The 21,827-nt window shown below is 64.6% G+C and carries 32 protein-coding genes and 1 other annotated feature; of the genes, 18 read left to right on the top strand and 14 right to left on the bottom strand.

The window, feature by feature from the left end; genetic code table 11:
- Positions 1-282: 282 nt before the first annotated feature.
- Positions 283-1,026: a response regulator gene (locus AC1IQ6_RS17560; RefSeq protein WP_102771648.1), complete on the top strand. Its 744-nt coding sequence runs from the start codon at positions 283-285 to the stop codon at positions 1,024-1,026.
- Positions 1,027-1,056: 30 nt separating this feature from the next.
- On the opposite strand, the gene hemN is transcribed toward AC1IQ6_RS17560, so the two are convergent.
- Complete coding sequence (gene hemN / locus AC1IQ6_RS17565; protein ID WP_209164811.1) at positions 1,057-2,487, bottom strand: oxygen-independent coproporphyrinogen III oxidase; 1,431 nt, start codon at positions 2,485-2,487, stop codon at positions 1,057-1,059.
- Positions 2,488-2,586: 99 nt separating this feature from the next.
- Here hemN and AC1IQ6_RS17570 point away from each other — a divergent pair, with 99 nt between their 5' ends.
- Positions 2,587-2,850 carry a hypothetical protein gene (locus AC1IQ6_RS17570; RefSeq protein ID WP_102771650.1) on the top strand — a complete coding sequence of 88 codons (264 nt, stop codon included), beginning with the start codon at positions 2,587-2,589 and terminating at the stop codon, positions 2,848-2,850.
- Positions 2,851-2,860: 10 nt separating this feature from the next.
- Here the strand turns inward: AC1IQ6_RS17570 and gntR are convergent, their stop codons facing one another.
- Positions 2,861-3,886 (bottom strand): HTH-type transcriptional regulator GntR, encoded by a 1,026-nt coding sequence (gene gntR, locus AC1IQ6_RS17575; RefSeq protein WP_111825495.1) that lies wholly within the window; start codon positions 3,884-3,886, stop codon positions 2,861-2,863.
- Positions 3,887-4,017: 131 nt separating this feature from the next.
- Here gntR and AC1IQ6_RS17580 point away from each other — a divergent pair, with 131 nt between their 5' ends.
- Genes AC1IQ6_RS17580 through AC1IQ6_RS17595 form a run of 4 tightly spaced genes read left to right on the top strand, consistent with a single transcriptional unit; the run spans position 4,018 to position 8,714 of the window.
- Complete coding sequence (locus AC1IQ6_RS17580) at positions 4,018-4,560, top strand: TRAP transporter small permease (protein WP_485865037.1); 543 nt, start codon at positions 4,018-4,020, stop codon at positions 4,558-4,560.
- Positions 4,557-5,837, top strand: a complete 1,281-nt coding sequence (locus tag AC1IQ6_RS17585) for a TRAP transporter large permease (protein WP_102771653.1) — start codon at positions 4,557-4,559, stop codon at positions 5,835-5,837. The genes AC1IQ6_RS17580 and AC1IQ6_RS17585 overlap by 4 nt, the downstream gene beginning before the upstream one ends.
- 21 nt (positions 5,838-5,858) lie before the next feature.
- Complete coding sequence (locus tag AC1IQ6_RS17590) at positions 5,859-6,872, top strand: TRAP transporter substrate-binding protein (RefSeq protein WP_111825497.1); 1,014 nt, start codon at positions 5,859-5,861, stop codon at positions 6,870-6,872.
- 60 nt (positions 6,873-6,932) lie between these two features.
- Positions 6,933-8,714: an IlvD/Edd family dehydratase gene (locus tag AC1IQ6_RS17595; RefSeq protein ID WP_102771871.1), complete on the top strand. Its 1,782-nt coding sequence runs from the start codon at positions 6,933-6,935 to the stop codon at positions 8,712-8,714.
- 9 nt (positions 8,715-8,723) lie between these two features.
- Here AC1IQ6_RS17595 and AC1IQ6_RS17600 read toward each other — a convergent pair whose 3' ends face one another.
- On the bottom strand, positions 8,724-9,119 hold the full coding sequence (locus AC1IQ6_RS17600) for a YbaN family protein (protein ID WP_479730095.1): 396 nt from the start codon (positions 9,117-9,119) through the stop codon (positions 8,724-8,726).
- Between the two features lie 217 nt (positions 9,120-9,336).
- Here AC1IQ6_RS17600 and AC1IQ6_RS17605 point away from each other — a divergent pair, with 217 nt between their 5' ends.
- Complete coding sequence (locus tag AC1IQ6_RS17605; RefSeq protein ID WP_102771656.1) at positions 9,337-9,579, top strand: CrpP-related protein; 243 nt, start codon at positions 9,337-9,339, stop codon at positions 9,577-9,579.
- Between the two features lie 55 nt (positions 9,580-9,634).
- Positions 9,635-9,856 (top strand): hypothetical protein, encoded by a 222-nt coding sequence (locus tag AC1IQ6_RS17610; protein WP_102771657.1) that lies wholly within the window; start codon positions 9,635-9,637, stop codon positions 9,854-9,856.
- A 41-nt stretch (positions 9,857-9,897) separates the two neighbouring features.
- Here AC1IQ6_RS17610 and AC1IQ6_RS17615 read toward each other — a convergent pair whose 3' ends face one another.
- Together AC1IQ6_RS17615 and AC1IQ6_RS17620 are read right to left on the bottom strand one after the other, a co-directional pair.
- Positions 9,898-10,131, bottom strand: coding sequence for a hypothetical protein (locus AC1IQ6_RS17615; protein ID WP_102771658.1), 234 nt, complete (start codon positions 10,129-10,131; stop codon positions 9,898-9,900).
- 37 nt (positions 10,132-10,168) lie between these two features.
- Positions 10,169-10,402 carry a hypothetical protein gene (locus AC1IQ6_RS17620; protein ID WP_485865038.1) on the bottom strand — a complete coding sequence of 78 codons (234 nt, stop codon included), beginning with the start codon at positions 10,400-10,402 and terminating at the stop codon, positions 10,169-10,171.
- A gap of 277 nt (positions 10,403-10,679) precedes the next feature.
- Between AC1IQ6_RS17620 and AC1IQ6_RS17625 the strand changes: the two genes are divergently transcribed.
- From AC1IQ6_RS17625 to AC1IQ6_RS17635, 3 genes are all read left to right on the top strand, one after another.
- On the top strand, positions 10,680-11,033 hold the full coding sequence (locus AC1IQ6_RS17625; protein ID WP_102771660.1) for a hypothetical protein: 354 nt from the start codon (positions 10,680-10,682) through the stop codon (positions 11,031-11,033).
- Positions 11,034-11,113: 80 nt separating this feature from the next.
- A complete protein-coding gene (locus AC1IQ6_RS17630; protein ID WP_102771661.1) occupies positions 11,114-11,341 on the top strand; it encodes a hypothetical protein in 228 nt (75 codons plus the stop codon).
- Positions 11,342-11,504: 163 nt separating this feature from the next.
- The gene (locus AC1IQ6_RS17635) at positions 11,505-11,726 is read left to right on the top strand and encodes a CrpP-related protein (protein WP_102771662.1); all 222 of its coding nucleotides are present in this window, start codon (positions 11,505-11,507) and stop codon (positions 11,724-11,726) included.
- Positions 11,727-11,744: 18 nt separating this feature from the next.
- On the opposite strand, the gene AC1IQ6_RS17640 is transcribed toward AC1IQ6_RS17635, so the two are convergent.
- The gene (locus AC1IQ6_RS17640; RefSeq protein ID WP_485866580.1) at positions 11,745-13,295 is read right to left on the bottom strand and encodes a GGDEF domain-containing protein; all 1,551 of its coding nucleotides are present in this window, start codon (positions 13,293-13,295) and stop codon (positions 11,745-11,747) included.
- Between the two features lie 319 nt (positions 13,296-13,614).
- On the opposite strand from AC1IQ6_RS17640, the gene AC1IQ6_RS17645 reads away from it, so the two are divergent.
- Positions 13,615-14,052: a hypothetical protein gene (locus AC1IQ6_RS17645; protein ID WP_102771663.1), complete on the top strand. Its 438-nt coding sequence runs from the start codon at positions 13,615-13,617 to the stop codon at positions 14,050-14,052.
- A 39-nt stretch (positions 14,053-14,091) separates the two neighbouring features.
- Here AC1IQ6_RS17645 and AC1IQ6_RS17650 read toward each other — a convergent pair whose 3' ends face one another.
- The gene (locus AC1IQ6_RS17650; protein WP_102771664.1) at positions 14,092-14,286 is read right to left on the bottom strand and encodes a hypothetical protein; all 195 of its coding nucleotides are present in this window, start codon (positions 14,284-14,286) and stop codon (positions 14,092-14,094) included.
- Between the two features lie 689 nt (positions 14,287-14,975).
- On the opposite strand from AC1IQ6_RS17650, the gene AC1IQ6_RS17655 reads away from it, so the two are divergent.
- Complete coding sequence (locus AC1IQ6_RS17655; protein WP_485865039.1) at positions 14,976-15,647, top strand: SOS response-associated peptidase; 672 nt, start codon at positions 14,976-14,978, stop codon at positions 15,645-15,647.
- Here AC1IQ6_RS17655 and AC1IQ6_RS17660 read toward each other — a convergent pair.
- Complete coding sequence (locus AC1IQ6_RS17660; protein WP_485865040.1) at positions 15,644-15,838, bottom strand: hypothetical protein; 195 nt, start codon at positions 15,836-15,838, stop codon at positions 15,644-15,646. The two genes, AC1IQ6_RS17655 and AC1IQ6_RS17660, sit on opposite strands and share 4 nt — an antisense overlap.
- A 92-nt stretch (positions 15,839-15,930) precedes the next feature.
- On the opposite strand from AC1IQ6_RS17660, the gene AC1IQ6_RS17665 reads away from it, so the two are divergent.
- Positions 15,931-16,245, top strand: coding sequence for a hypothetical protein (locus AC1IQ6_RS17665; protein WP_485865041.1), 315 nt, complete (start codon positions 15,931-15,933; stop codon positions 16,243-16,245).
- A gap of 64 nt (positions 16,246-16,309) precedes the next feature.
- The gene (locus AC1IQ6_RS17670) at positions 16,310-16,933 is read left to right on the top strand and encodes a hypothetical protein (protein WP_485865042.1); all 624 of its coding nucleotides are present in this window, start codon (positions 16,310-16,312) and stop codon (positions 16,931-16,933) included.
- 30 nt (positions 16,934-16,963) lie between these two features.
- On the opposite strand, the gene AC1IQ6_RS17675 is transcribed toward AC1IQ6_RS17670, so the two are convergent.
- A protein-coding gene (locus AC1IQ6_RS17675; RefSeq protein WP_485864893.1) for an IS3 family transposase occupies positions 16,964-18,198 on the bottom strand; the annotation gives its coding sequence in 2 pieces (ribosomal slippage) (positions 16,964-17,919 and positions 17,919-18,198; 1,236 coding nt in all).
- Positions 17,804-17,920, bottom strand: a sequence feature (AL1L pseudoknot). (Overlaps the previous gene by 117 nt.)
- Before the next feature lie 42 nt (positions 18,199-18,240).
- Here AC1IQ6_RS17675 and AC1IQ6_RS17680 point away from each other — a divergent pair.
- The 3 genes from AC1IQ6_RS17680 to AC1IQ6_RS17690 all read left to right on the top strand — a co-directional run bounded on the left by AC1IQ6_RS17680 (position 18,241) and on the right by AC1IQ6_RS17690 (position 19,850).
- Positions 18,241-18,654, top strand: coding sequence for a hypothetical protein (locus tag AC1IQ6_RS17680; RefSeq protein ID WP_485865043.1), 414 nt, complete (start codon positions 18,241-18,243; stop codon positions 18,652-18,654).
- Between the two features lie 95 nt (positions 18,655-18,749).
- A complete protein-coding gene (locus tag AC1IQ6_RS17685; protein ID WP_485865044.1) occupies positions 18,750-19,187 on the top strand; it encodes a hypothetical protein in 438 nt (145 codons plus the stop codon).
- Positions 19,188-19,628: 441 nt separating this feature from the next.
- Positions 19,629-19,850, top strand: a complete 222-nt coding sequence (locus AC1IQ6_RS17690) for a CrpP-related protein (protein ID WP_485865045.1) — start codon at positions 19,629-19,631, stop codon at positions 19,848-19,850.
- A gap of 422 nt (positions 19,851-20,272) precedes the next feature.
- On the opposite strand, the gene AC1IQ6_RS17695 is transcribed toward AC1IQ6_RS17690, so the two are convergent.
- The 5 genes from AC1IQ6_RS17695 to AC1IQ6_RS17715 are packed head-to-tail and all read right to left on the bottom strand — an operon-like array spanning position 20,273 to position 21,805.
- On the bottom strand, positions 20,273-20,443 hold the full coding sequence (locus AC1IQ6_RS17695; RefSeq protein ID WP_485865046.1) for a hypothetical protein: 171 nt from the start codon (positions 20,441-20,443) through the stop codon (positions 20,273-20,275).
- Positions 20,427-20,813 carry a hypothetical protein gene (locus AC1IQ6_RS17700; RefSeq protein ID WP_485865047.1) on the bottom strand — a complete coding sequence of 129 codons (387 nt, stop codon included), beginning with the start codon at positions 20,811-20,813 and terminating at the stop codon, positions 20,427-20,429. The genes AC1IQ6_RS17695 and AC1IQ6_RS17700 overlap by 17 nt, the downstream gene beginning before the upstream one ends.
- Positions 20,810-21,220, bottom strand: coding sequence for a M15 family metallopeptidase (locus tag AC1IQ6_RS17705; RefSeq protein ID WP_485865048.1), 411 nt, complete (start codon positions 21,218-21,220; stop codon positions 20,810-20,812). Before AC1IQ6_RS17705 ends, AC1IQ6_RS17700 begins: the two co-directional genes overlap by 4 nt.
- On the bottom strand, positions 21,217-21,495 hold the full coding sequence (locus tag AC1IQ6_RS17710) for a hypothetical protein (RefSeq protein ID WP_485865049.1): 279 nt from the start codon (positions 21,493-21,495) through the stop codon (positions 21,217-21,219). The genes AC1IQ6_RS17705 and AC1IQ6_RS17710 overlap by 4 nt, the downstream gene beginning before the upstream one ends.
- Before the next feature lies 1 nt (position 21,496).
- Positions 21,497-21,805, bottom strand: coding sequence for a hypothetical protein (locus AC1IQ6_RS17715; protein WP_485865050.1), 309 nt, complete (start codon positions 21,803-21,805; stop codon positions 21,497-21,499).
- Positions 21,806-21,827 lie beyond the last annotated feature (22 nt).

Consider the following 21,827-nt stretch of genomic DNA (forward strand, 5'->3'; position numbering starts at 1 on the left):
GACCTGTCCGTACCGCCGTCCGCCGACTCGATGCCGAAATCTGCGTCTGGCGGCTTGTCGTGTATCCATTATTTTTGTACTGTAACCAAACTTTAATCGTCATAGGCCATATTTACCGCCAGGAAAAGTCAAACAGTACAACGGTCCGAAATCAGCGCATTTCCAGTGCGAACAGCCGGCCGAAAACGTAATCTGGCTGCTACCAATCTAGGACCAACAGCGAACTCAGCGCGGAGCCGGCCTCCGGCATTCCGCCCCAACCAAAACAGCGGAAAGCACAAGATGAAACCTATTCCAGCGCCCCGCACCGCGGCACTCAATTCCTCCAGCCCCGCGCGTCCCGAAACCGGCAATCTGCCGGAAGCCCGCCAACACCTGCTGCTGTCGCGCCTGCCCCCGGTGGTCAACGTGGCCGTCCTGGACGACCACCCGGTCATCGCCGTGGGCGTGAGCGCCTATCTCGAAAGCCGGTCCGGCTTCCGGGTCTTGCACCAGGAAACCTCGGCCCGATCGTTACTGGAAAAGCTGTCCCACACGCCTTGCGACGTGGCCCTGGTGGATTTCTACCTGCCGCAGGATCTCTGGGACGGCGTGAGCTATCTGCGGCGCCTGCGCCGCTATCACCCCAACATGGCGATCATCACGTTCTCGGCCGGCAACCGCCAGGAAACCCAGTACGCCGCCTTCCGGGCGGGGGCAAACGGCTACATGGCCAAGAAATGGGGTTTGAGCCTGCTGCCCGAAATGATCCGAGGCGTGCTCAGCGGCAAGCACAAGTTCCTGACCGTGCGCGACGGCCGGGTCCACTCGCAAGAGCCCACCGCCCCGCACGAATCGCTGACCACCTCTGAAGTGGAGATCCTGCGCCACATCAGCCAGGGCTTTTCGGTGACACAGATCGCGGCGCGGCTGGTGCGCAGCAAGAAGACCATCAGCACGCACAAACGCTGCGCGATGCGCAAGCTGCAGCTGTCCGACGACTTGTCGCTGGCCCTGTACCTGCGCGAGAAGTTCGCGATCGAATGAAGCGCCCCCGCGGCTCCCGCTATCGGTCTCTTAGATGATGCGGGAGTAGCTGGCCCCGCTGGCGGCCGATTGCAGGTAGCCGTCGAAGGCCATGGCCACGGCGCGCACGAAATACCAGCCCAGGCCGGTCACGCGCAGCGCGCCTTGCTGCAGTTCGACCAGGCCCAGTTCGGCCAGGCTGGTCATCTGCTCCAGTTCGCGGCTGAAGTAGTCGCCGAAGCGCAGGCGGTGGCGCGCCTCGATGCGCGCGAAGTCCACGCGCCCCTGGCACATGATGTCCATGATGATCTCGCGCCGGACCAGGTCGTCCTCGCTCAGCGCCAGCCCTCTTTCCACCGCGAAGCGTCCGGACTCGATGGCCGCGTAATAGGTGTCCAGATCCTTGGCGTTCTGGCTGTAGGTATCGCCGATGCGGCCGATGGCCGACACGCCCAGCGCGACCAGGTCGCGGTCGGGCTGCGTGCTGTAGCCCTGGAAGTTGCGATGCAGCTCGCCGCGCCGCTTGGCCACGGCCAGCGAATCGGAGTCCAGGGCGAAATGGTCCATGCCGATGTACGAATAACCCTGCTTCAGGAAGCCGTCGATGGCGGCGCTGAGCAGGCCCACCCGCGTGGCGCGGGGCGGCAGGTCGATCTCGTTGATGCGGCGCTGCGGCTTGAAGCGCGTGGGCAGATGGGCATAGGCATACAGCGCGATACGGTCGGGCCGCAGCGCGATGACCTGCTCGATGGTGCGGCCGAACGATTCCGCGGTCTGCAGCGGCAGGCCGTAGATCAGGTCCACGTTGACCGAGTCATAGCGCAGCTCGCGGGCGCTGCGCACCAGCGCCTCCACCGACTCGAAGGACTGCACCCGATGCACCGCCGCCTGCACGCGCGCGTCGAAATCCTGCACGCCGAAGCTCAGGCGGTTAAAGCCCAGCCGGCGCAGATAGGCCAGCCGCTCGGGCGTGGCGGTGCGCGGATCGACCTCGATGGAAAGCTCCGCGTCGGGTTCGAAGCGGAAGGCGCGGCGCAGGTCCGCCATCAGGCGGTCCAGCTCGGCGTCGGAGAGAAAGGTCGGCGTGCCGCCGCCGAAATGCAGCTGCGAGACCGGCACGCCCTCGCCCAGTTCGCGCACGTGCAGGCCGATCTCGGCGGCCAGCGCGTCCAGGTAGCGGGCGGCGCGGTCATGGTGACGCGTGATCACCTTATTACAGGCACAGTAATAACAGACCGACTCGCAGAAAGGGATGTGCACATACAGCGAGAGCGGTTCATCCGGGCTGGTCGCCCGCCGCTGCCGCAGGGCCAGCCGGTAGTCCAGTTCGCCGAAACCGGCGTGATACCGGTCGGCAGTGGGATAAGAGGTGTAACGCGGCCCGTTCTTGTCCAGCCTTGCCAGCAGTTGGGGCGGAAACAGGGGCTTGGCGACCGCGGGCGCCTGGGCTTCGGACGGTTGAGGACGGGGAGCGGCTTGCATACTCCGGATTATTCGCCTGCGCCGGCCCGCCTCATTTGATCTGGCGCAAAACCAGGCCCTTAAAATGAGGCCATTCAAGTCTCACGATAAGGAAATCCCATGGGCACCGAACTGGATGGCCGCCTTCTGGCCATGCGCCAGGCGTTGGCGATCGCCATCGCCCTGTCCACACGCAGCAGCCCCCAGGCCACCGACATGGCGCTGGAACTGCTCGGCGACCTGAAGGCCAGCCTGGACGACACCCCTTCCGACAGCCCCTTCGAAACGCCCGAATGGGTCGCTGGCGCGCACGACGAACTCGACGGCATCGCCCGCCTGGTGCGGGCCTTCACCCAGACGCCCGAACCGGGCGGCGAGGCGTAGCCAGCGGCGTTCAGCTGGTTTCGCGCTGGACCAGCGTGAACCCCAGGTCCACGTGGCGTTCGGCGACGGCCTCGCCCGCCAGGTGCCGCATCAGCAGCCCGGCCGCGGCCGCGCCGATCTGGTAGCGGGGCGTGGCGATGGTCGACAGCGGCGGCGTGGTCCAGGCCGAACCGGCCAGGTCGTGAAAACCCACGATGGCCATGCGCTGCGGCACCGCCAGGCCCAGACGGCCGCACTGGAACACCGCGCCCTGGGCCAGGTCGTCATTGCAGAAAAAGACCGCGTCGCAATCGGGATGGGCGGCGTGCAGGTCCTGCAGCAATGACGCGCCCAGGCCGATGGACGATTTTTCCGGCGTCATGATCTCCAGCGCCGCGTCGTACAGGCCCGCGTCCCGCAGCGCCTGGCGGCAACCCTCGCAGCGGCGCAGCGAACGCGGGTCCAGCTGCGCGCCCACGATGCCGATGCGCCGGCAGCCGCGCTCGACCAGGTGGCGGCCGGCGGCGTAGCCCGAATCGAACTGCGAGAAGCCGACGCTCATGTGCTCGCCGCCGTCCAGGGTTTCGATGGTGTGCACCGTGGGCAGCCCGCGCGCGCGCAGCAGCTCCCATACGCTGGGGCTGTGGTCGATGCCGGTCAGGATCAGTCCGTCGGGCGAATGCTGCAGGTATTTGCGCAGCAGGCCTTCCTCCTCGTCCGGGCCATAGCCGGTCACGCCGATCAGCATGTGGTAGCCGTGGCGGTCCAGCACTTCCTTGATGCCGGCCAGGATGTCCACGAACACCACGTTGCTCAGCGACGGAATCAGCACCACGATGGTCTGCGAGCGCGCCGACGCCAGCGCGCTGGCGGCGTGATTGGGAACATAGCCCAGCTCCTCGCACGCCTGCACGATGCGCAGGCGCAGCGCCTCGGCCACCTTGTCCGGCGTGCGCAAGGCGCGCGACACCGTAATGGCGCTGACGCCGACGCGGCGCGCGACATCCTGCATGGTGACGCGCCCGGCGTGCGGGCTTCGGGGTTTACGGACGGACATTTGTCCTCGGCATGAGTTGGCGAGCGCGTAGTCTGACCCAAAAAACAAAGGCTTGCCAAAGCAAAAATGTTAGCGCTAACATTTTCGGCAGCATAAGCCAAAAATTCCGCACGACGCAGAGGAGACAAACCATGCGAGCCTTCCCACCGGGGCGGCCTGGCGGTTCGCCGCTGGCCCGCGCCGCCGACTGGTGCTTCGCGTTGCAGACCTGGCTGATGGCGGCCTGTCTGGCCGTAATGGTGATGTTGCTGTTCGGCAATGTGGCGCTGCGCTACCTGTTCAATTCCGGCATCAACGTATCGGACGAGATCTCCCGCCTGGCCTTCGTCTGGATGATTTTCCTGGGCTCGGTGATCGCGCTGCGCAGCCACCAGCACATCGGCGTCACCATGCTGGTCGAACGCTTCGGCCCGGGCGCGCGCCGCGCCGCGCACGTTTTCAGCCAGCTGCTGATCCTGTGGGTGCTCTGGCTGATGGCCGATGGCAGCTGGACCCAGACCGTCATCGGCCTGGACACGGCGCTGCCCGTCACCGGCATGCCGCTGGCGGCGTTCAACGCAGCCACGCTCTATGCCGCGGTCGCGATGGGCCTGCTGACGCTGGCCGATCTGGCGCGGGTGCTGGCCGGCGGCCCCCTGCCCCAGCCTCCCGGCCATGCGGGAGGCCAGGAATGACCCTCGCCCTGTTCCTGTTCGTGCTGCTGGGGCTGATCGCCCTGGGCCAGTCCATCGCCTTCGCGCTGCTGCTCAGCGCGATCGCCTTGATGGTCCAGCTGGACTTCTTCGACACCCAGATCCTGGCACAGAACATGCTGTCGGGCGCCAACAGCTTCACGCTCATGGCGGTGCCCCTGTTCATGCTGGCCGGAGAACTGATGAACGCCGGCGGCATTTCGCGCCGCATCGTCAATCTGGCCACCTTGCTGGTGGGACACATACGGGGAGGCCTGGGTTATGTCGCCATCTTCGCCAGCGTGCTGCTGGCGGCCCTGTCGGGCTCGGCCGTCGCCGACGCCGCGGCGCTGGGTTCCCTGCTGATCCCCATGCTGCGCGAAAAAGGCTACGACGCGGGCCAGGCCTCGGGGCTGATCGCCGCCAGCGGCATCATCGCCCCCATCATTCCGCCGTCGATCGCCTTCATCATCTTCGGCGTCGCCACCAACGTTTCCATCACCAAACTGTTCTTCGCCGGCATCGCACCCGGGCTGATGATGGGCCTGACCCTGGTGGCGGTATGGGCCTGGGTGGCGCGCCGGCATGGCGGCGCCGGGCCGGCGCCGCGCGCCTCCTGGGGCGAGCGCGCCCGCGCGCTGCGCGAATCGCTGTGGGCCCTGATGCTGCCGGTCATCATCATAGGCGGGCTGCGCGGCGGCATCTTCACCCCGACCGAGGCGGCCGTCGTCGCAGCGGTCTACGCGCTGCTGATCAGCCTGTTCGTCTACCGCGAAATCGGCCTGCGCGATCTGGCGCCGCTGTTCGTCAACGCCGCCAGCACCACCGCCGTGGTCATGTTCCTGGTGGCCGCCGCCATGGTGTCCTCCTACATGATCACGCTGGCCGACATGCCCGAAGACCTCATCGCGCTGCTGGACCCGGTGCTGGACCGGCCCAAGCTGCTGATGTTCGCGCTGCTCATCCTGCTGACGCTGGTGGGCACGGTGATGGACCTCACGCCCACCATCCTGATCCTGGCGCCGGTGCTGATGCCGGTGGTCACCAAGGCCGGCATCGACCCCGTCTACTTCGGCGTGATGTTCGTCATGGTGGGCTGTGTGGGCCTGCTCACGCCGCCGGTGGGCACCGTGCTCAACGTGGTGTGCGGCGTCGCCCGCATCAATATGGAAACCATCATCAAAGGCGTGTGGCGCTATGTCGTCGCCTACACGCTGCTGTTGATCCTGCTGGTGATCTTCCCTGAACTGATCACCGTCCCTGCACGCTGGATGCATTAGAAAAATCCAAGGAGGAGCACCATGATCACCCGTTTCAAGACCCGCACCCTGGTCCTGGCCGCGGCGCTGTGCTGCACCGTCGCCGCCGCTTCGGCCGCCGACGTCAAACCGCGCCTGATCCGTTTCGGCTACGGCCTGAACGAAGACAGCGTCCAGGGCCGCGCCGCGCGCCACCTGGCGCAGGAACTGCAGAAAATCAGCGACGGCAAGCTCAAGATGAAAACCTTCGGCTCGGCCAGCCTGGGTTCGGACGAACAGATGCAAGGCGCGCTGGTCGGCGGCGTCCAGGAAATGATGGTGGGCTCGACCGCGCCGCTGGCCGGCATGGTCAAGGAGTTCGGCATGTTCGACCTGCCGTTCCTGTTCAACAGCGAAAAAGAAGCCGACGCCGTGCTCGACGGCCCGCTCGGCCAGGACCTGCTGAAAAAGCTGGAAGCCAAGGGCCTGGTCGGGCTGGTGTACTGGGAAAACGGCTTTCGCAACCTGACAAACTCCAAGCGCCCCATCGTGCGCGCCGAAGACCTGCAAGGCATCAAGCTGCGCGTCATGCAGAACCAGATCGCGCTCGGCGTGTTCAACGCGCTGGGCGCTAACGCCGTGCCCATGCCGTTCTCGGAACTGTTCACGGCGCTGGAGACGCGCACCGTGGACGGCCAGGAAAACCCCATCACCACCATCCAGAGCAGCAAGTTCTACGAGGTGCAGCCCTACCTGACCATCACCCGTCACGTCTATACACCGTGGGTGGTGCTGGCGTCCAAGAAATGGTGGGACGGCCTGTCGGCCGACGAACAGCGGCTGATCCGCCAGGCCGCCGCCTCGTCGCGCGATTTCGAACGCAAGGACAGCCGCGCCGATTCCCAGAAAGCCATGGGCATCCTGGAATCGGCCGGCATGAAGATCAATACTGTGTCTGAACAGGAAGTGGCACGCATGCGCCAGACGGTGCAGCCGGTGGTCGACAAGTACACGCAGGAACTCGGCCCCGAACTGATCAAGCAGCTGAACGACGAAATCGGGAAGGCGCGCAACTGACCCGGTTTCCGGCCGCCCGGACCGCGCCGGGCGGCCACGCAACCATAGAGCGAGATGTCCATGCCGCACAATCCCCGCAAACTGCGCAGCCAGAAATGGTTTGACGACCCCACCCACGCCGACATGACCGCCATCTACGTCGAGCGCTATCTCAACTACGGCCTGACCCGGCAGGAACTGCAATCGGGCCGCCCCATCATCGGCATCGCCCAGACCGGCAGCGACCTGGTGCCGTGCAACCGCCACCACCTGGCGCTGGCCGAGCGCATCCGCGCCGGCATCCGCGACGCCGGCGGCATTCCGATGGAATTCCCCGTGCACCCGCTGGCCGAACAGGGCCGCCGTCCCACGGCCGCGCTGGACCGCAACCTGGCCTATCTCGGGCTGGTCGAGATCCTGCACGGCTATCCGCTGGACGGCGTGGTGCTGACCACCGGCTGCGACAAGAGCACGCCGGCCTGCCTCATGGCCGCGGCCACCATAGACATACCCGCGATCGTGCTGTCGGGCGGCCCGATGCTCGACGGCTGGCACGACGGCCAGCGCGTGGGCTCCGGCACGGTCATCTGGCATGCCCGCAAGCTCATGGCCGCCGGCAAGCTCGACTACGAAGGCTTCATGACCCTGGCCACCGCCTCGTCGCCCTCCATCGGCCACTGCAACACCATGGGCACGGCGCTGTCGATGAACTCGCTGGCCGAGGCCCTGGGCATGTCGCTGCCCACCTGCGCCAGCATCCCGGCGCCCTACCGCGAACGCGGCCAGATGGCCTACGCCACCGGCGTGCGCATCTGCGACATGGTGCGCGAAGACCTGCGCCCGTCCCACATCCTGACGCGCGAGGCCTTCGAGAACGCCATCGTCGTGGCCTCGGCGCTGGGCGCGTCCAGCAACTGCCCGCCCCACCTCATCGCCATCGCCCGGCACACCGGCATCGATCTCAGCCTGGACGACTGGCAGCGGCTGGGCGAAGACGTGCCGCTGCTGGTGAACTGCGTGCCCGCCGGCGAACACCTGGGCGAAGGCTTTCACCGCGCCGGCGGCGTTCCCGCCGTGCTGCACGAACTGGCCGCCGCCGGCCGCCTGCACACCGGCTGCGCCACGGTGTCGGGCAAGACCATAGGCGAGATCGCCGCCGCGGCCAAACCCCATGACGCCGACGTGATCCGCAGCTGCGACCGGCCGCTGAAGCACCGCGCCGGCTTCATCGTCCTGTCGGGCAACTTCTTCGACAGCGCCATCATCAAGATGTCGGTGGTGGGCGACGACTTCCGCCGCGCCTATCTGTCGCAGCCGGGGTCGGAAAACGCCTTCGAGGCGCGCGCCATCGTATTCGAAGGCCCCGAGGACTACCACGCGCGCATCGACGACCCGGCGCTGAACATCGACGAGCGCTGCATACTGGTGATCCGCGGCGCCGGCACCGTGGGCTACCCCGGCAGCGCCGAAGTCGTCAACATGGCGCCGCCTGCGGCCCTGATCAGGCGCGGCATCGATGACCTGCCCTGCATGGGCGACGGCCGCCAGAGCGGCACTTCCGCCAGCCCGTCGATCCTGAACATGTCGCCCGAGGCCGCGGTGGGCGGCGGCCTGGCGCTGCTGCGCACCGGCGACCGCATCCGCGTCGACCTGAACCAGCGCACGGTCACGGCGCTGGTGGACGAAACCGAAATGGCGCGCCGCAGCCAGGAACCCGGCTACCAGGCGCCCGCGTCGCAGACGCCGTGGCAGGAACTGTACCGGCAATGGGTGGGCCAACTATCGACCGGCGGCTGCCTGGAGCCGGCCACGCTGTACCTGAAGGTCGTGGAAACCCGCGGCGACCCCAGGCATTCGCACTGAGACCGGCGCCTATGCGCCGGGCGGCTTTTCATCCGCGGCGGGCGGGCGCGGCGACGGCCGGGTAAGGACATAGGCGGCGCTGGCCAGGAAGAAAACCGCGACCGCCGCCCCCAGTTGCCAGGACGGGTCCGCGCCCCACCAGAAAAGCACGTACCCCAGCGCCATGCCCAGGCAGGCATAGGTCTTGCCCTTGGCCGACACGGCGCCCTGGTCGCGCCAGGCGCGCAGCGCGGGCCCGTAGGTGGGGCTGTCCAGCAGCCATTTTTCCAGCCTGGGGGACGAACGGGAAAAGCAGCCCACCGCCAGGATCAGGAAGATGGTCGTGGGCATCACCGGCAGAAACGCGCCGATGATGCCCAACGCCAGCATCAGGCAGCCCAGGCATAGCCACAGCACTCTCATCATGGCAGTCGGCGGCGGGCCGCCGGGCGCCGGACGGAAGACTGTAAATTGGCCCGGGCGGTCTGACCCATGGGTTGCGAGTCCGTATCTGAAGAAACACCGCAATATACCGTAGCGGTGCATGACGGCCAGTCGGGATAGTATCCCAACACTATTGCGAACTATTGCGCTTTGCCTCCATACTAAACCCCCCAATCGTTTACTTTTGGAGGGTTTTGCAATGCAACGCGACGACATCCAAAAGCTGGGCGCGCAAGCCGCCCGCGACGGATTGACCTTGTGGGACTGCCCTTACTACCGTGCCCAGGCCATGCCGGCCCACACGGGGGAATCCATCGCGCAATGGCGCGACAAGGTCGAAGCCTGGGAAGCCGGTTGGATGGCACAGACCAAGAAATGGAAACAACCGCCAGGCGATGGCCAGCGATACGTGCCGCGCGCGGTCGCTCGCCGCGCGCAGTGAACCTGCGGGGCCGCCCGGCCCCGAGCCGCTTTCTTCAATCGCCCAGGAGATGGCAATGGGAAAACTCGACCGGAACTCCCCTTTTTCGCGCGATGAAAACTCGGCCGAATGGAGGGGCAAGCTGCAGCACCCGGACGCCAGGTTGCTGACGCCCGCCGGCCGCGGCGAAATGCCGTCGGCCGAAGATGAACTGCGCCAGTACATGAAAGAAATCAGCCGCCGGCCGGGCTACGGCCACGTGAGCCACTTGCTGCACGAGGCGCAGCGCAAGCGCTGAACCGCAAGAGACCGGCCGCCGTGCGCGGCCGGCGCGCCGCTTCAGTCGGGCAGCCGCAGCACGGGCGGATCGTCCGGCCGGTAGTCGAGCGCCGCCTTGTTGCCGGCCTCGATGGCGGCGTCCCAGTTGTCGTAGGCCAGGTCCTCGCCCCGCTCCACACGGACGACGTCGCCCGTGCGGGCGGAACGCGTCACGATTTCCCATTCATACTTGCCGCCGCGCCCGGGCTGCACGACCAGCGTGCTCCGGTAGGCGGGTGGATTGCCTGTTTCCATCGTGCACCTCCATGCCGTGGAACAGCCATCTTACCGCCTAGCGAATCACGGCGGTGCCCTGAATGACGACGCCCGGCTGCGGGTACACAGGCTGCGGATAGGCGGGATAGACCACGGGCCGCGGCGCCTTGCACTTGCGCTCTTCCTTGTAGTCGCCGTTGCGCTTCCACTTGCGCTCGACCTTGCAGTTTCCGTCCCAGTACTCCTGCTTGTACTTGCCGCCATGATGGCCGCCGTAATAATAGTCCCGATGGTCATCGTGGTCGGCCATCGCCGGCATGGAGACCGCGGCGCACCCGATAAACGCTCCAACACAGAGCAACGTTATTTTTTTCATGATTACCTCGCGAGAACTGCTCGCCCGCAGCATAGATTCAACCCGCCCGCCAAATAAGACGGCGCGTTACAGAGCCCACCCTATTCCTACAAAAATGTGCAGATCGGCGCGCTTGCCGGACCCTCGGTAGCGCTTGATACAAGCTGGTAACGCGTGGAGCCGCCGGAACGGCATTTGCTCCGCAGCCGGGATTCATTATGGAGAGACCGCCATGAAACCCGCTCGCGCATTCCTGGCCATACCGCTGGCGCTGGCCGCGCTGTATCCGTCGACGACCCGGCTGCATGCCCAGCCGCAGAACCAGTCCGGCGCCCGCCAGGAGGCCGGCAAACAATCGGCGCCGGTCCCGAAGCAGGCCGGACCCGACGGCCAGGGCCCGGACACCGCGGGCCCCACGCCGCCCAAACCGCCTGCCCCCGCGGCCGGCCCGGCCGAGCGCGAGCCCCAGCAGATACGCGGCCAGGGCACCGTCAAGGGCTCGCGGGCCAACCCCGCGCCCGACGGAAAAATACCGGGAGGCCAGGCCGGCAGCGGCGGCCACAAGACCAACGAGTTCGGCCGCTGACGCTGGCCCCGCGGCACGCCGCTTGCTGCAAGCTGATCGCCGCAGCGTTGCGGCGATCGTGCGAACCAGGAACCCGCGACATGCCCAAGCTTCCCTTCCATGCCGAATCCGACAACGAACGGCGCAAGGCCCAACCCACCGCGGACGGCCCTCCCACGGGGCGAGAGAACACTGACCCGGACTCGAACTCCGGCTATCCCGGCGGTGGAAAGGAACTGCCCGAAGGACGGGACGCCTACGGCCGCAACAAGAAAACCCAGGAGCAGGCGGGCAAAAATCCGCCTGTCGGCAAGCCGGGAGGCCGCTGACGTCGAATGCGCCGCCCGCCATCGCACACTCCTTACGCGCCCAGCTCTACGGGCGCTTTTTTTGAGACCCGCTCCTCTATTTCGCGCAGTAACAGTGCTGGACTTCCGGAGAGACGACGGTCATCGTCGTCCCTAAGGCAACTTCTACCCTCGGAGGCGCGAAATGGATGAGCTCATCCACAAGGCTGGCCAGGAAGCTGCAAGGCACGGCGTACCTCTCTCGGCCTGCCCGTACATGAAGGCGATAAACATGCCGGGCCACACGGGCGAATCGCCCAGCAAGTGGCGCGCGAAACTGACGTCCTGGGAAGACGGCTGGCGCCGCGAAACCCAGGCCAGGCTTGCCGACCTGAAGCGGCGGCAACAGCAGCAACTGTCCGACTGAGGGCGGCGTCCTGGCGGATCAAGCCGTCTGCGTCTGACGGCGCGCCTGCTTGTCCGCGTACATCAGCAGATCGGCTTGCTTGAGCACGGCCGGCAGCGTGCTTGCGGCAGGGTCCGCGCTCACGATGCCGAAGCTCGCGCCCGCGTAATGAAAGCGGCAGCCGTCCAGCGTGTAGGCGCCGCTGAGCAACGGCGCAAGCCGCGCGCGCATGGCCTCCACGATCTCACCCTCCGGCGCGTCCGGCCCGGGCCGCGCGCCCAGCCCGACCACGACAAACTCGTCGCCTCCCCAGCGTCCCAGCATGTCCCCGGCACGCAGGCCGGCCGACAGGCGCCGGCCCACCTCGATCAGGAATTTGTCGCCTATATCGTGGCCGTAGGTATCGTTGATCGTCTTGAAACCGTCCAGATCGATGAACGCCACCAGCACGCAGCGCTGCATCCGGTTCGCCAGCGAAAAATACCGCTCCAGTTCGGCCATGACGGCCCGCCGGTTCGGCAAACCGGTAAGCGCGTCATGATTGGCCGCGTGCCGTTCATCCTGGCGGCGTCTCACGATCTGCCCGACCGCGTGGCTGGAAAGCAGGATCAGCACCGAGCCGAACACCGCCACCAGCCCCGCCACCCACAGATGCTGCCGGCGCATGAACGTCAGCTCGTCCAGCGAAGCCAGCGTAATCAGCTGGTACTGGGCATTGGACAGCGGCTGGCGCCGCACCAGGTACGGCCGGCCTTCGACCAGCCATTGGTCCGCATGGGAAGCAATCGGGCGCAGGTCCATGGGCTCACCCGGATCTTCATCGCCGTCGGAAGGCAGCACCGTGCCCGCAGGCATGAGCGCCGCCACGTTGCGCAGCATGAACGACGCGGACGAAGCCGTGGTCACCCGCCCCTGGCGATTCACGACCAGCGTGGTATGCCGCCCGGCCAGGTACAGCGCCACGTCCGGCGCATCGAATTTCACCGTCACCGATCCCAACGGCTGCTCGTTCACGTCCTCGATGCGGCTGGAAACGAAGTACGAGGGGCTCTTGTTCAGCCGGGCAATGCCGAAATAACTGCCCTTGCCCTCACGCAACGCGTCCACCAGATAGGCCCGACCCGAATAAACCATGCCGACGATACTGTCCGGCTCCGCCCAGTTGCTGGCCGTCACCGTATCGTCCGACATATTGTTCATATAAATGCGCGCATACCGCAGATCGCCGGCCAGCGCATTCATGAGGTCGCCCACCTTGCGCACCAGGGGATCGCGCGTGAACAAAGCCGCCCGCTCCTGCCGGGTCAGCTCCGCCGCGCCGGGCGGATCGGTGCGGTATCGGGCGGCGAGCTCGATTACCTGCGCCTGGCGGGACACCATGTTCGCGACGCTGATCATCTCGGTGAACAGGCGGTCCATGACGCGCGCGGTAATCCGGGTTTCATATTCCGCGCTGGCGGCCAGGCTGCCCAGCCGCGTCGCTTCGATCCCCTGCGACATCCACTGCGCAAGACCCGCGACCAGCACAAGCCAGCCCGCGACCAGTCCCAGCGTCACCCGACGCGCCGTGGATCGCCCCCGCCGCGGCATTTTGTCGCTCACACCGCCCCCTGGTTGAAATCAAATACGGCATATTTCCGTTGTGCACAGTTTATTTCAATCGCCGCTCCGCAGGCGGGTCGGGCGCGCGCCATGCTTGTTTCAATTCAATCGTAGGGGCCAGCCGGTATTGAGCGTACTGTGGTGGTGTGGCGCCTGCCACGACGATGCACTGTTGCCGGGTTCGTTAGTGGCGAATCGCATGCTCCACCTCGATAAAGGCCGGCAGCCTTCAATCCCAAACCCAAATCTGGTCGGCTGATTCGCTGTATCGCGGCTACGCCGCGCTTCGATTCATTCAGGCCGCCTTATGAAGCTATTCAGCAGGTCCTTCGCCCGCGCCATCACGGCTTGCCGGAAGCTCATCCCGCCGGCGACGTCGTCACGGCAGCAGGACGGCCAGCGTGCGCGCCCGCCGGTTGCGCACGCCGCGACCTTGTCGCCGTGGCGGGTATACAGAATCTACGCCAGGCCCGGCCACCTGTTTCTTCGGAACGAACAAGGCAGGATTTTCGACCTCGGCGTGATGAAAGGCGTCGAACCCAACTTGACCTACCGCCTTTTTGTGAAAGGCCTGAGAGGTCGAGGGTTTGCTTCGCGCACGGAACTGCTGGATGACATCACGCGACGAATCGAAGCCGGAGAAGTCGCGGCCGAACTGCTCGACCTGCCCGAATGTACGGCCGGGAAGGGAATCGATCTGGATCGTGGTACGCACGCCGACGTTTCCATGAAGCTGGCTGGATAGACTTGCGCTCGGGCGCGCCGGAATCCCGCCGGTGACGGCCTAGCGCAGCTTCTGCCTGTAGAGATCCTGCGCGGCGCCCAGCGATGCGCGCATGCCGTAGATCGTGCCGCTGGCGCCGCGGCTGAACCACAGTTCGTATTGCCACATGCCCTCGACAAACACGCGGCAGATCGTCCAACCAGGCGGTCCCTGCCAGCAATACTCGTCCCGTTGTGTCCATTCCTCATCGGCCATTTCTCGTCCCCTACCGCACATGCCAGGGGCTGGCTCGCGCAGCCCCATAGCCCCAATATACTGTATTTTTATACAGTATATTGGGGCGGCGCAGGACCTTCAGCCCGGCGGTTGATGCCCGCAACTTCCAAGCGATGGACGGGTTGGCATCCCAATGTTCACTCGCCCAGCTTGCGGACAAGAAGAAACCGTCAGGCTCACTGCATTCCTCTCATCAATGCAAAACGCCACGGTTTGCGAACTGACGTCAAACAGCTGGACAGTGAAAAGCCAAGCGTGAAGCATGAGCGCAGCAGCGCGCAATAACCACGCTGAGTATCTGGACGGGCGCAGCCGGCTCATACAGTGGTGGTCAGATTATCTGGATCGGTGCGCGGCCGAGGCGGGAAAAATGAGGCGACGGGGGCCTACCCTTATTCTGATTGGCCTTACTCATTCCTACCCTTAAATCGCTTGGCGCTACTTGGCAGCACAGAAAGCCAAAAGCCGCGAAGTCTAAGACTTACGCGGCTTTTAAGGCGGTGCTTGGCACCACTTTGCAGGAATTTGGTAGGCGGTATTGAAACCGTATCCAGCGCCACGAGCCGCATGAATACTTGCTCTACGGTGCGGTCGGTTTGATTATACCCCTACCTATGCCCCCAAAATGGGACAATGCTGGCCGAAACCGTTTCGGTCGGAGGGGCCCCATGTGCAGCCACTATACCGCCTTGAAGAAGCAGCAGCTCCTGGAGAAGTACTTCCGGGCGCGCGGCATTCCGCTGCCGCCAAAGTCGGACATGTGGCCCCGGTACGCCGGCCCATTCATCCGCCGGCCGCCGGAGCATGACGCCGGCGACGAGGCCGTGCCGGAGCGCGAGGCGGTGGTTGGACGCTGGGGCATGATCGCGCCCGGCACCCCGCCCGAGAAGCTGGCGCAGGCCGAGAAGATCCCGACCTTCAACGCCAAAAGCGAGACCGCCCACAAGCTCTGGACTTTCCGCCTGGCCTGGCAGCATGGGCGGCGCTGCATCATCCCGGCCGAGGCAATCTTCGAACCGGACTGGCGCAGCGGGCAGGCGGTGGCTACCCGCTTCACCCGGGCCGACGGCGCGCCGCTGGGCATCGCCGGCCTGTGGGACCGTTACCGAGACGCCACCGGGCAGTGGCAGGAGAGCTACACGATGCTCACCATCAACGCCGATCAGGACCCGCTGTTCAAGCACTACCACCAGGCCGGCAAGGAAAAGCGCATGGTGGTAATCCTGCCCGAGGGCGCCTACGATGATTGGCTGACCGCGCCGGTCGCCGACACCCGCGAATTCCTGGTGCCTTACCCTGCCGAGCGCCTGGTGGCGGAACCGCAACCCAAGACCGCCTAACGTAGCTTCTGCTGGTACAGATCCTGCGCCGCGGCCAGCGAGCCGCGCATGCCGTAGATCGTGCCGGCGTCTCCCCGGCTGAACCAGAGTTCGTACTGCCACATGCCGTCCACGAACACGCGGCAGATCGTCCAGCCGGGCGGCCCCTGCCAGTAGAAGTCGTCCCGCTCCACCCACTCTTCGCCCGCCATGATCCGTCCCCTATCGGCCGAAAAAGAGGCCAAGTTGCGCTGGTCTGCCCGTGAAATATACTGTGTTTTTGTACAGTATATTTGCCTGAATCATGCAGCTCCAGTGCACCGTCTTGCGCACGCATCACCTGGGTGAGCGGCGGCGCGACAACGATCCGGACCAGCCGGTGGGGGGGACCGTGCGTATGTACTCGATCCTCCACAAGGGGCTTAACCGCTACGTCAGCGTCATGACGATGGAAGGCCGGCTCAAATTCGGTGCAGTCGAGAAATCGCCCATCCCAGATCTTCTCGATCCGCAACTCCTCACGTTCAGCTCGGACCGGGGCATGATGGTCACGGGCTTTGAAGAAATCGCCGGCATCCGCTACTACCAGGGGTGGTGGATGCAATGGATATCTCCGTGACGTTGCGCCCAATATTGATACACTCAGAAAACAATACGATTTCCACGACGGAGGCAGCTGAGCGGTGACCAAAGCAACTACCACGACGAAGAAGGCTTACTATCGCAGGGCCCGGATCCAGCCCGATTGTTCCCAAACGCTGCAGCAGTTGATCGCGAGCGCGCTGGCAGAGCGCGCGAAGGTGAAAGATCGCCTCCAGGCGGTCGATGCAGCGGCAAGCGAGTTTCGGCTGATCACAGGCTTTCGAGAAGTGGATGGTGTCCAGTGCGGCACAATCGTGACCTTTGAACGGGGAAGTCATCAGCTCGTGGTGGACGATGACCCGGAGGCCACGACGTTGATGATGGCGGCCATCGAACCCCCAAAAAGGGGGGACAAGCAGCAACAATTTGTCCCGGGCGCGTTAATTTTTGCGGTGTTTGAGAATCACGTTGCCATCGTCCAGTCCGCGGCGCTCCGCGCTACCGCATTCGAACACCACCTGGCTTGGCTCTTGCGGGACCAGACGGGTCTCCTCACCAAGGAGCAAGGCTTAGCGCTCGTTGATGAGCCCAAGCGAGCAACGGTTGACCGTATCCGGCGCGCACATGTCAAAGCTGTTTCAATTGGGCGCCCGTTCATGGATACGGTCGATGCAAAGGAATTTGGGGATGATGCGAACCCCCTATCGTTAGAAAAGAAGGTCTGAATCACACCGGGAATCGCGGAGGCTGTTTGATTAAAGTAAAACAGGTTCCGCAGCCGGTGCTGCAAGTTGTCGATAGTAACGCGCTTCGGCCTCGGCCGGCGGGATGTCGCCGATCGATCCTAGCAAGCGTTGGTGGTTGAACCAAGACACCCATTCCAACGTGGCGAGCTCCACAGCGGCCTTGGTTTTCCAGGGTGTCCTGCGGTGAATCACTTCCGTTTTGTAGAGACCATTGATCGTCTCGGCCAGCGCGTTGTCGTATGCACTTCCAGTGTTGCCGACAGACGGATTGATGCCGGCTTCACCCAGGCGCTCGGAATAGCGAATGGACACGTATTGCGACCCGCGATCCGAATGATGAATAAGGCCGTCTGCCTGACTGGGGCGACGGTCGTACACAGCTTGCTCAAGCGCATCCAAAACGAAGTCCGTCGTCATGCTGCTGGAGGCGCGCCAGCCGACAATCCGTTTGGCATAAGCGTCGATAATAAAGGCCACATACAGCCATCCTTGCCAAGTGGAAACGTAGGTGAAATCCGCTACCCAGAGCCGGTTCGGACGGTCCGCCTCGAATTGGCGTCGGACCAGATCTTGCGGGCAAGCCGCTGCGCTATCGGGCACCGTCGTGCGAACCCGCTTGCCACGACGCACCCCTTCAATGCCCAGGTCGCCCATCAGGCGTTCGACCGTACATCGTGCCACGCGAATGCTCTCGCGATTCATCTGCTTCCAGACCTTCCGAGCACCGTAGACGCGAAAGTTCTGCTCCCAGACCCTATAGATCTGAGGGCGCAGTTGTTCGTCCTTCTGGGCGCGCTGACTACGCAGCTGCGGCTGCCGACACCGGGCGGCGTAGCGCCTGTAGGCTGACGGGGCGACCTGCAACACCTTGCAGATCGGCTCGACCCCGTATCGATCCCGGTGTTGATCGAGATAGGCGTTTACTTCTTCAGTTCGCGGTCGAGCGCCGCCTGGGCGAAAAAAGCGCTCGCCGACTTCAGAATCTCGTTGGCTCGGCGCAATTCGCGGTTCTCCTTCTCTAACGCCTTGAGACGTTCGCGCTCTTCTGTCGTTACGCCGGGGCGGGTCCCGTTGTTGACTTCCGATCGCTTAATCCAATCCAGTAGGGTCGTCGGTGTGCAGCCGATCTTCGGTGCAATAGACTCGACAGCCGCCCACAGCGACCGGTACTCATCACGATGCTCCTGGACCAGGCGCACCGCGCGTTCACGTACCTCAGGGGAAAACTTGTTGTTCTTGCTCATGGCTCCATTCTCTCAAGAAATGAAGCCTCCTCAAAACCCGGTGTGATTCAGGTCAGCCGGCGGGAGGCCTCTAAGTTCAAGCCAGACACAGGTGTGCTGGGCCTTCTGAAGTCCTTTCTTCCCGAAGACAAATTATCTAAACTGGAGCTTGAAAACGCAGTTTTCGACGGGGATCTGGAGGTGTGGCTAGAGATCAAGTACCCCACCCGCGCACGGCGACAGCCCGCAGACACCACGAAGCTGATCGACGATCTTGCCCTGGCGTTACGCGATCAGGACGAAGGGACGGTGGAATTGAAGCTTCTTGACGGCTCAACAATCTCCGGCAACGAACTCAAGATCAGCAAGCCGCTGAGCTTGGCAGTCCTGGATGGAGTTCCTCAGATCGATACCTTCTATTCGGAACTTGCTGGGTGGCTGGCGAATCTACTCGAGAACAATGTAGTGTCATCCTGACCATGAAAAAGTATGCACGCGCTCTCGTTGCACTAACTGTCGCAGGGGCTTTTGTGGCCCTTGCAAGTGTGACGTCCTTTGCCCGCGAGCCCGCCTTGTACAAGGCACTGGCGGGCGTGTTCGCGATCGCGTCTACTTTGCTTTTCACCTTCTTCCGTCTGCTTGCTACGACGACAGGCGCGGGCACGTTGTCCACTAAGGAGATGGCGCGCTTCACCGAAAAGCGTCGGGAGATTCGGAGCAGGTTTTGGCGGGTGTTCCTTGCCTGCGCCACGTCGAGTGCACTGCTTTGGGTGCTCGGCATCTACGCAGAAACGAAAATCTCCGACGACGCTGCACTGTGGATACCGGGCTTGGCGGGCCTACTTCTGGGAGTGAGCATTGGGTATTTGCTCACGGTCATGAAGTGGATTGACGAGCTATCAGCTTTTGCCGACACCCTGCGCCAACGCGAGCAACGCGTCAAGGACCATGAGGCGCTCGTAAAGCGGCTCGCCGACGCTCGTAAGCGCACAGGCGGGTCATCAGCCTGACCACTCAACTATTTCGGCCAAACCTCTACTGTGGCACGGTGCCTGGCAGCACATATCCCGTAGCGCACCAGCACCTCGTCCTGGATCCAAATCTGCCAATCGTCATAGCTTGCCGGCATCTGGGGTGGGTCGGGGATCGCCGGGCATGGCGCCACGCTAACGGTAGCCCACCAGTGGCACGACGATTGCTGCTCAGCCACCGCCGCAGCGCTCCGTTGCCGATGCATGCACGGTCGAGCAATGGGCGACATCACCACGCAGCGATTGTCGCCGCCTCCTGTGCGCTACGGCCGCGTACGGCCGGCCATGCCGTACGCCCTCAGCGCCCGCCAAGGGCGCTTTTTTTGCCCAAGGCCGCCAACTATTTCGCGTCGTAACGACTCTAGACTCCGCCGCCAAGCTCTAGCATCCTTGTCCTACGGCAACTTTCGGAGGCGCAAAATGGACGATGTAATCCATAGGGCGGGTGAAGAGGCTGCGCGGCACGGTGTAGCGCTCTCAGGCTGCCCCTATTTGAAAGCGGCGAATATGCCGGGACACACTGGGGAATCCCCCAGCAAATGGCAAGCCAAGGTAGCCTCTTGGGAAGACGGATGGCATCGGGAGACACGAGCCCGGCTTGCTGAACTGAAACGAAGGCAGCAACAGCTGCTGTCAGACTAGTTAAGAGCGCCCTCAGGGGCGCTTTCTCTTACAGGCCAACGAGCTCACCGAATTCCACCAAACTACTGCTCCATATTACGGATCGCTTGGTTTCACCTTCCGCGCATAGAATTCTGGATATAACGAAGCGCCCCGTCTATCCATGATTGCCGTCGGGCGACGTGGCCCACCAGAGGAGGTAGAGACATGCATGGCACCCGGCTATCTGACGTCATCGTGAAGATGCCTGATCGATCGACTTGCCGCGTTCAGCGGCGACTGGTGATCAAACGAAGTCCGGAGGCTACTTCGAGCACACCGTACGTTTGCACCCTAGCCACGGGCGAGACCGTGACATGGCTGTCCGGCGGAAAATACAGCATGCCCGACGGCTCGGTGGCCGTCGCTGTTGCCCATAAAAAACCTGTGCGCGAACCGTAAGCCTACCTGGGCCACGCCGCAACAGTGGCCCGGTGGCGCGCCGCGCAGATGGCGTAGGCCACCAGCACCTGCTCCTGCAGCCAGACCTGCCAGTCGTCGTAGCTGCCTGGTGCCTGCGGCGGGTCGGGGATCGCCGGGCATGGCGCCGCCAGCCCGCTATCGAGCGGCGGCACCGCCCGCGGCACGTACTGCGTCGGTGAGGTTGCGCACCCGGACATCATCAGGGCGGCAGCCAGCAGGCAGAGGAGTCGCATCTTTCAACGCCTTGGTGATCGCGCCGATCGACGCGGTGATTTGGGGCCCGGCGGCGGCCGCAGCGCGCGCGCTGGCCGCTATGGTCGCCAGGTCCGCATTGGTTTGTTCGATGGCTTGGCGCGCCCCGGCAAGATCGTCGCGCGCACGATCGAGGCGAAGCTCGGCCATCTCGCGACCGTGAAAGGCGCCCAGGACGAACCACGCCACGCCAGCGCCCACCACGGCTGATGCCGCGTAGCCGCGCCATCCAGCCAGCGCGCTGGCCAGCCTCACGCCGGCGGCCATCATGCCGGCGCCTTCCAGCCGCGCGGCAGCTGAAAGTGCGGGCCGTCCTTGAGCGTGCGCCAGTCCCCGCCCCACTCCACCGGCACGCCCAGCTCGACCGCGCAGGACTTGACCACGTCGGCCAGGTCGGCGAAGGCCTGCCAGCGGTCCCACGGGATCGCCCCGCCCACCAGCGGCGCGAGGTCCACGGCGCGCCCGTAGCCGTCGGGCTGCCGCAGGTGCAGGCTGTTCTGCGTCTGGCTGGCCCCCTTGGCCACCAGCTCGCGCTGGCGCTCGGCCGTGCGCAGGCCCTCGACCACGGTGAAGTCCACAGGCGTGCGCTGGATCGCCAGCTTGACGACGGCGACAAGGCGCGGGTGCACCCCTGCCAGGCGCAGCAAGCTGCGCTGCGAAAGTTGAAATTGGCTCATTGCTTCGGGCTCCGGATGTGCTTGACCGTCACGGCGGCGACGTAAAGGGCGGCCGCCGCAGCCAGCGCTGCATCGCCGGCGCTGGCCCAGCCCGCGACGAAAATGCGGCAGGCGGCGCCGGTTGCGGTGAGGCAGACAGCAGACAGCCCGATCCGCTCAAGGGTTGTGTCCTTGATGGACCGAGCGAATACGGCCAACGCCGCACCGCCGGCCACCACCAACCAGCAGATAAACGCCAGGACCGCCCACAGCGTCAGGTAGATGGTGCTGTCCATGTCACGCTCCTCGTCCGCGCACGCGGTCAATTACTGCCTGCCACAGCGCGCCAATGGGCGCCGCTTGGACGGCCTCCCAGGCGCGCGACACGATGGCCATGCCGAACATGCCCGTCAGGAAGCCGACCAGGCCCTCCGGAATGCCCAGCAGCAGCGATAAGTACGGCGAGGCGTAATAGGCCACCAGCGAGCCGCTGGCCGCCATGCTCAGGCGCGCCGGCCAGGAGCCTTGCAGATAGCGCATGGACACGGCCGCGCCCAGCACCCCGGCGAACTTTGCCGCGAGGGCATCGAAATCTTGGAAGTTCAAATCGCGTCCCCTTCAGACGAAA

It is taken from the genome of Achromobacter sp. MUI-25009338 (assembly GCF_057359325.1).